The sequence below is a fragment of the Acidiphilium sp. 34-64-41 genome (assembly GCF_002282635.1).
GTDB classification, from domain to species: domain Bacteria; phylum Pseudomonadota; class Alphaproteobacteria; order Acetobacterales; family Acetobacteraceae; genus Acidiphilium; species Acidiphilium rubrum.
Window position 1 is genome coordinate 1 of the sequence record NZ_NCJX01000140.1, and the last position, 6,019, is coordinate 6,019.

At 60.3% G+C, this 6,019-nt stretch carries 7 protein-coding genes and 1 pseudogene; 6 read left to right on the plus strand and 2 right to left on the minus strand.

The genetic code is table 11. The annotated features are described in order from the left end of the window. Positions 1-68: 68 nt before the first annotated feature. The gene (locus tag B7X49_RS17990) at positions 69-320 is read right to left on the minus strand and encodes a hypothetical protein (protein WP_286840508.1); all 252 of its coding nucleotides are present in this window, start codon (positions 318-320) and stop codon (positions 69-71) included. A 229-nt stretch (positions 321-549) separates the two neighbouring features. Here B7X49_RS17990 and B7X49_RS17995 point away from each other — a divergent pair, with 229 nt between their 5' ends. The 5 genes from B7X49_RS17995 (at position 550) to B7X49_RS18015 (ending at position 3,655) form a co-directional block, all read left to right on the plus strand. Next, entirely contained in the window at positions 550-1,182 is a 633-nt protein-coding gene (locus B7X49_RS17995; protein ID WP_286840509.1) for an integrase arm-type DNA-binding domain-containing protein, read from the plus strand. An 8-nt stretch (positions 1,183-1,190) separates the two neighbouring features. After that, positions 1,191-1,712 (plus strand): tyrosine-type recombinase/integrase, encoded by a 522-nt coding sequence (locus B7X49_RS18000; protein ID WP_286840511.1) that lies wholly within the window; start codon positions 1,191-1,193, stop codon positions 1,710-1,712. Continuing rightward, on the plus strand, positions 1,709-2,368 hold the full coding sequence (locus B7X49_RS18005) for a hypothetical protein (protein ID WP_286840513.1): 660 nt from the start codon (positions 1,709-1,711) through the stop codon (positions 2,366-2,368). Before B7X49_RS18000 ends, B7X49_RS18005 begins: the two co-directional genes overlap by 4 nt. A gap of 81 nt (positions 2,369-2,449) precedes the next feature. Beyond that, positions 2,450-2,653: an AlpA family transcriptional regulator gene (locus tag B7X49_RS18010; protein WP_286840515.1), complete on the plus strand. Its 204-nt coding sequence runs from the start codon at positions 2,450-2,452 to the stop codon at positions 2,651-2,653. Positions 2,654-2,779: 126 nt separating this feature from the next. Then, positions 2,780-3,655 (plus strand): sigma-70 family RNA polymerase sigma factor, encoded by an 876-nt coding sequence (locus B7X49_RS18015; protein ID WP_286840517.1) that lies wholly within the window; start codon positions 2,780-2,782, stop codon positions 3,653-3,655. Between the two features lie 34 nt (positions 3,656-3,689). Here B7X49_RS18015 and B7X49_RS18020 read toward each other — a convergent pair whose 3' ends face one another. Further along, entirely contained in the window at positions 3,690-3,872 is a 183-nt protein-coding gene (locus B7X49_RS18020) for a hypothetical protein (RefSeq protein WP_286840518.1), read from the minus strand. A gap of 735 nt (positions 3,873-4,607) precedes the next feature. On the opposite strand from B7X49_RS18020, the pseudogene B7X49_RS18025 reads away from it, so the two are divergent. Next, a pseudogene (locus B7X49_RS18025) lies at positions 4,608-5,489 on the plus strand (AAA family ATPase); the annotation flags it as partial. Positions 5,490-6,019 lie beyond the last annotated feature (530 nt).

Sequence of the window (6,019 nt, forward strand, 5' to 3'; positions counted from 1 at the left end):
GTGATGTTGCAGGGCATCGGTTAGTTCCTTTCAGGGGTTACCGCCGGGCATCGCCCGGCCAGGGCAAATCAGCCGGCGTCGGCAGTGGAATGCCGGGCTATGGTGAAGCCGTAGGCGAACGCGAAATCCGCGCTGTTATCGATCAGGCGGGCGCCGATCATGGCGGTGGTGCAGAACCGTCGCAGATCGCCGGCATTGATGCGGTGTTCGCCCCACGACATGATGACGTGATGGTCGGGGTAGCGGTTGACGTTCAGCAGATTGGCGAGATGCCGGATTTCGGCTTCGGTCACGAAACCTGGTGCGATGGCGTGAGCCATGGTTGTCTCCTGTCGATGTCGGAGGAAGAGAGGGGAACGCACGGGCGATCGGCGTGTGGCCGGTTGCTCACTATAAAAATGAGGCAACTTAGAGCAACGAAACCGCTTGTCTGTCGTTGAAAAACCTTGTGTTTCCGTCGTTTCCATGCGACACCATAAAACACAGGGCAACATCACTAGACGGCTAAATGTGTTGCCCTGATGTTGCCCCCGGCAGGAGCAAGCGGTAATGAGCAAAGTGTTACTAACTGAGCGTTTCATTTCTTCACCTAAGCGGGTGCCAGAAACCGGCCGCGTCGATTTTCAAGATGCGATGGTGCCCGGCTTATCGCTGAGGGTGACATCGACCGGACATCGATCGTTCAACCTGATCGCCCGGTATCCCGCTAACCCCAAAAACCCGACGCGCCGTTCGATCGGTGAATATGGCGCCATCGATCTGGATGAGGCGCGCAGCCGGGCCCGCGAGTGGCTTGGCATGCTGCGAAAGGGGGTCGACCCTAAAGTTGCGGAGGCAGAGCGGCAAGCGGCCGAGAAACGGGCGCATACCCACACCTTCGCAATGGTCGCGGCGGCCTTTATCGAACGCCACGCAGTAAAGCTCTCCAAAGCGGCAGATGCCAAACGATCAATCGAGATGGAATTCGTTGCTCGATGGGGTCAAAGGTCGGTCACCTCGGTAACGCCCACCGAAGTCGCCGAAGCGGTCCGCGCGATCGTCAACCGCGGCTCACCGTATCAAGCGCACAACGCTCTCGGGTATCTCCGCCGCATGTATAATTGGGCGATCGGCACCCATGAATTCGGCGTCACGGAATCGCCGGTCGAGCGCTTGAAGCCAGCGGACCCTATGGCCCACTGATCCAACTGATGATCCTGACCGGCCAGCGCGAGCGCGAGATTGCCGACGCGGTATGGTCCGAATTTGATTTTGATCAGGCTCTTTGGACGATCCCGGCAAACCGCATGAAGGGCGGCAGGGCGCATGCCGTGCCCCTCGCGCAGGAGACGCTGGCGATTCTAAAAGGGTTGCCGCGGTTCAAGGGCGATCACGTATTCACCACCGACGGCTTCAAGCCCGTCAATGGTTTCTCCCAAGCGAAAGTCCGCCTCGACAAATTGTGCGGCGTGACCGAGTGGAAATTCCATGACCTGCGGCGGACCGCCCGCACTCATTTCAGCGCTTTGCCCGTTCAAGACCTCGTCCGCGAACTGGTCATCGCCCATGCCCGGCCTGGGCTGCACAAGGTCTACGACCAGCACTCATACGTCGATGAGAAACGGGAGTGCCTGACACTATGGGAGGCGCGTTTGCGGGGCATCCTGGCACCGAAGCCGCCGGCGGATGTTGCGGATATCGAAGCGGAGCGGATTAGGAGAGCAGGGGCGTGAGCGGCGACTGGGTAAAACTCCCGAAATGGACACCACATAGAGTTGCTTGGATGATCGGCCGGCTTGCTGCTGAACCCATGATGCCGAACGATGCGGATATCTTCACACGCTTAATTTCCGACGAACGAATGAGCGCGGTTTGGAAGACCTTGCAAGCCCGCAAGCGTCCGGTGCGGCAATACCTGTACCCGGCCATCCAGCCGCCACACGCACCGCCTACGGACGCGGAAGGGAGGCAGGCCGCAGCGCTGGCGGAAACCTTCCTGTTCGCGCTCACAGCAGCGCGCGACGGGGTGCGGGTATCCAAACCGGACGAATCAGAACGGCGTCGGCAAGAAATTTTGCAGCAGGCAACTATTTTCTCGGACAGTGCCAAGTTTTTACCGCCGCAAGACGCGGAGACTTTTGCGCGCGCGACTGCTCAATGGACTGCGGCGGCGAACAATATTCGCGGTGCGGATGATCCGCTTACTGTGTCAAATGATCGAGGCGACCGATTGGCTCGGGGGGTGCAGATAATTATCGCGGTATTTTTGCTCGATCGCTTTGGAAACCGGCTTGACGGCACCGCCGCAACACTGACCGCTGTCGCGCTTGGATTGAAGTCGAGCGAGGTAAGTGTGCGGGTTTCAAGATCCGCCTTTTCAGGCCGTTAAGGCATCAAAGAAGCAGACTGCTGATCTTATCTGTCATTGGCTAACTAAACCTCAGGCAACACCGTCAACCCTGAGGTCAAGATGAAATTCATCCGTTATCAACAGTTGAAAGATCGCGGTATCCCCTGGACCCGCGTGCATATCGGTCGCCTTGTGCGGGCGGGTGAGTTCCCGGCACCGGTCAATCTTGGCGGACAGACAATCGCGTGGGTCGAGGCTGAGATTGACGCTTGGGCGGCCGATCGTGCCGCTTCGCGCCCTGCCGTTCATCACGCCGCCCAATAGGAAAACCGCCGACCTGGGCACAGGACCGGCGGCTTCCGAAATCGCATCCAAGGCCATCAACCAACCCTGAGATAACGATTTCAAGCGGCAGTTCAACCCCGGCCGGCCTCGCACATGAGGCCAAAAATGTTACAGATTCCTGAGCCGAAATGGACCGCCGATGGTGGTCTGAACTATTCCGCCGAACGCCTTGTCATCGACCATCAACCTCTCGCCCGGGCTCGTGCTCGCAAATATTTCGCCAACATGCGCCGCTCCGGCGGATGCGGTGGTTCGGTCGGTGATCTCGAAAGTGAGGCGATGCTTGGCCTCATGGACGCCATCAAGCGCTTTGACCCCTCCAAGGGCTTCGCCTTTGGCACATACGCGATTTGGTGGATCGACGCCGCGCTGCGCGAATTTACGACCCGCAACAGGTCGATCGTGCGCCATCCGCGCCCCGTAGCTACCAACGTGCCCACCCAGTGCCCCGGCCAGCCGCGGCCCTCACTCCCGGCGCTGCGCTTTGCCCAAAAATACAAATCGACCGGCGCCGATACGTCGCTTGATACATTCGAGGGCGATGCACTCGACCGAGTGATCGGGACCACCGAAAACCCCGAAACCAACGCGGTCGATCGCCAGCAATCCGACCAGCGCGGAGCGGTGCTGACCGCCGCCATCGCCACGCTCAAACCCCGCGAACAGGAAATCATCACCGCCCGCCATGGCGATGATGAGCCGGCAACGCTGGGTGAACTGGCGGAGCGGTTCGGGGTCAGTGCGGAGCGGGTGCGGCAGATCGAGAGCGCGGCGTTAGATAAAATTAGGCGCTATGTTAGGAATGCCTCGGGACAGCGCCCCGCCCATCAAACCGGATATGATCGGCAGATCGCCGTCATGCGCCCGGCGAAAGAGGCGACCGATAACATTCTGCGGCACTGCGTTAGCGGCAGTTTCGGGATGGATCGATCGCCGGAGTCTCAATCCTTCGTCGCAAAAATGCGGATGGCCGCACAATGAAAAAATCCTACCTTTTGGCCTCGGTTGGCAGGTTTCACGACGCATCGCCCGGAGGCATCGTCGCCACCGCGATGCGCGCGCTGGCCAACGCCGCACCCACCGCAACTGGCGCCACCCTGATTAGCCCGGACGGGACCGTGAGATACATCGCCCGCGCGGAGGCCGAGGAATGGGTGAGGGCGCCGAGAAAAGGCGAGATGCCCTCATGAGCGCCCATGCGAGCGGTTGCCCGGTATGGGATGAACCGCCGATCGAAGCCTACGACACTGCGGATGCCGGTGGAGACAATGTGCCCTTATCGCCGTTGGTCGACCCGCTCGACCAGCCCATCGCCGTCACGTTTTTTCAAAACAAGTTTGCCAGCACGAAGACCGAAGCGACCATCTCGCTTCGCGATCTTGTTGATCGGGTTCGTGATACCACCGCCAAGGTGAAGGACGATCTGCCATGGCTCAAGCTGGCGAGGTTCGGCGATCGTCGCAGCGACAAGAATAGTCTGCGGCATGACCCAAACGTGCTCGCGATCGCTGGCATCGAGGCGGATTATGACGGCGAACAAATCGCAGTCGATGACGCCATCGAATCCCTCGCGATGCGCGGCATAGCGGCCATGGTCTACACCTCACCACGCCACACGCCGGATACGCCACGCTGGCGGGTCCTCTGCCCTTGCTCGCGAGAACTGCCCCCAGACCAGCGCGCCCGCCTGCTGACAAGGCTTAACGGCGTCCTGGGTGGTGTTCTGTCCGATGAGAGTTTCACGCTGTCTCAATCGTACTACTTCGGATCAGTGAATCGGTCGCCCTCGCATGAGGTGCACCTTGTTGAAGGTCAGTATATCGACCTGCTCGATGACCTCGACGCGGGCGCGATCGGCAAGCCGGTCAAATCGACGCCCCCCCCGGCTTCTACTTCCCCCAGCGCGCCGAAAGATAAGATCAGTGATCGTCGGATGGGCGCGTACATCGATTCTCTGCTCGCCAATGTCCGCAACGCAGTCGATGGCGACAAGCATTTTGCCGTGCTGCGTAACGCAACGGCACTGGGCGGGGTACAGTCGCAAGCCGGGTTTTCCGATGCCGAAGCGATCGAATGGATCATCAAAGCGCTGAGGGATGGCGGGCGCGATGTGAAGGATTGGAATGCAGCCGCCAAGACCGCTGAGGATGGCCTTGCGGCCGGGCGCAAGACGCCGATCGACCTTGGCCCTGACCGGGAGCGGCCGGCACCGCAGGCCGCACAAGACGCATATCAAGCCGATGATCAGGGTACGCAGGCGAAGCAAGCCGAACCGCCTGCACCTGGTGCGCAACCGGATGCACCCCGTACATTGCGGCCGATCAATCCGGCCGATCTGGAATATACCACGGTCCCCGATCGTGAATGGCTCATCCCCGATTGGTTGGGAGTTGGCTACGTGACCGGACAATATGGGGATGGTGGTGTCGGCAAAGGTATGACCGCGCAAGCCCTGCAAACCTCTACCGCAACCGGAACCGCGTGGCTGGGGTACGTAGTGAAGCCCTGCCGCTCGATCGGCCTTTATTGTGAGGACGATAACGACGAGCTGCACCGCCGGCAGGACCGCATCTGCAAGGCAAACGGCGTGAGTTTTCGTGATCTTGAACCGATGCGATGGATCAGCGGTGTGGGGCACGACAACACATTCTGCACCTTCACCCCAGATGGCAAGATGCAGGTGACCGACCGCTATTATGAAGTCGCCAAGATTGCCGAAAATCACGACGCTAAACTGATCATTCTCGACAACGTGGCTGATCTGTTCGGTGGGAATGAGAACGACCGGAATCAGGTGCGACGGTTCATCAACCTCTTGAACCGCCTTGCCCTCGATCGGGGTGCGGCCATCCTGTTGAACTGCCACCCCTCCCGCGCCGGTCTCGCCAGCGGCAGTCTCGACGGTGGATCAACCGCATGGTCGAACTCGATGCGGTCGCGCTGGACGCTCGCCAAGGCGGCCGTCGATGACGATGGCACAGACAACGGTGAGCGTGTCCTGAGCCGCGCCAAGGCCAACTACGCGCCCGATGGCGGCACGATCAAATTGCGCTGGGCCGGCGGGGTGTTGGTGCCTGTCAACCGGGAGGGTGGTTTGGCCGCCTCGTTTGCCCGGGTCGCAGTGGAACGGGTGTTTTTAGACCTTCTTGACCGTTGCGATGCGCAAAACGTGTTTGTCTCGGAATCTCGCAACGCCGCCAATTATGCACCCAAGTTTTTCGGACGGCGTCCCGACCGCGAAGGATACAACCGTGCCTATCCGGTTAAGTCAGACACCCACTACATGTGGGGTGGACCCATGCTCCCGAATAAAGCTGGGCATAGGTTGGCGCCTCGGCGCCGCCC

What these genes read in the sequence shown, in the direction of transcription:
- B7X49_RS17990 (WP_286840508.1), bottom strand. Translation starts at nt 320, where the DNA reads ATGGCTCACGCCATCGCACCAGGTTTCGTGACCGAAGCCGAAATCCGG.
- B7X49_RS17995 (WP_286840509.1), top strand. Translation starts at nt 550, where the DNA reads ATGAGCAAAGTGTTACTAACTGAGCGTTTCATTTCTTCACCTAAGCGG.
- B7X49_RS18000 (WP_286840511.1), top strand. Translation starts at nt 1,191, where the DNA reads ATGATCCTGACCGGCCAGCGCGAGCGCGAGATTGCCGACGCGGTATGG.
- B7X49_RS18010 (WP_286840515.1), top strand. Translation starts at nt 2,450, where the DNA reads ATGAAATTCATCCGTTATCAACAGTTGAAAGATCGCGGTATCCCCTGG.
- B7X49_RS18015 (WP_286840517.1), top strand. Translation starts at nt 2,780, where the DNA reads ATGTTACAGATTCCTGAGCCGAAATGGACCGCCGATGGTGGTCTGAAC.
- B7X49_RS18020 (WP_286840518.1), bottom strand. Translation starts at nt 3,872, where the DNA reads ATGGGCGCTCATGAGGGCATCTCGCCTTTTCTCGGCGCCCTCACCCAT.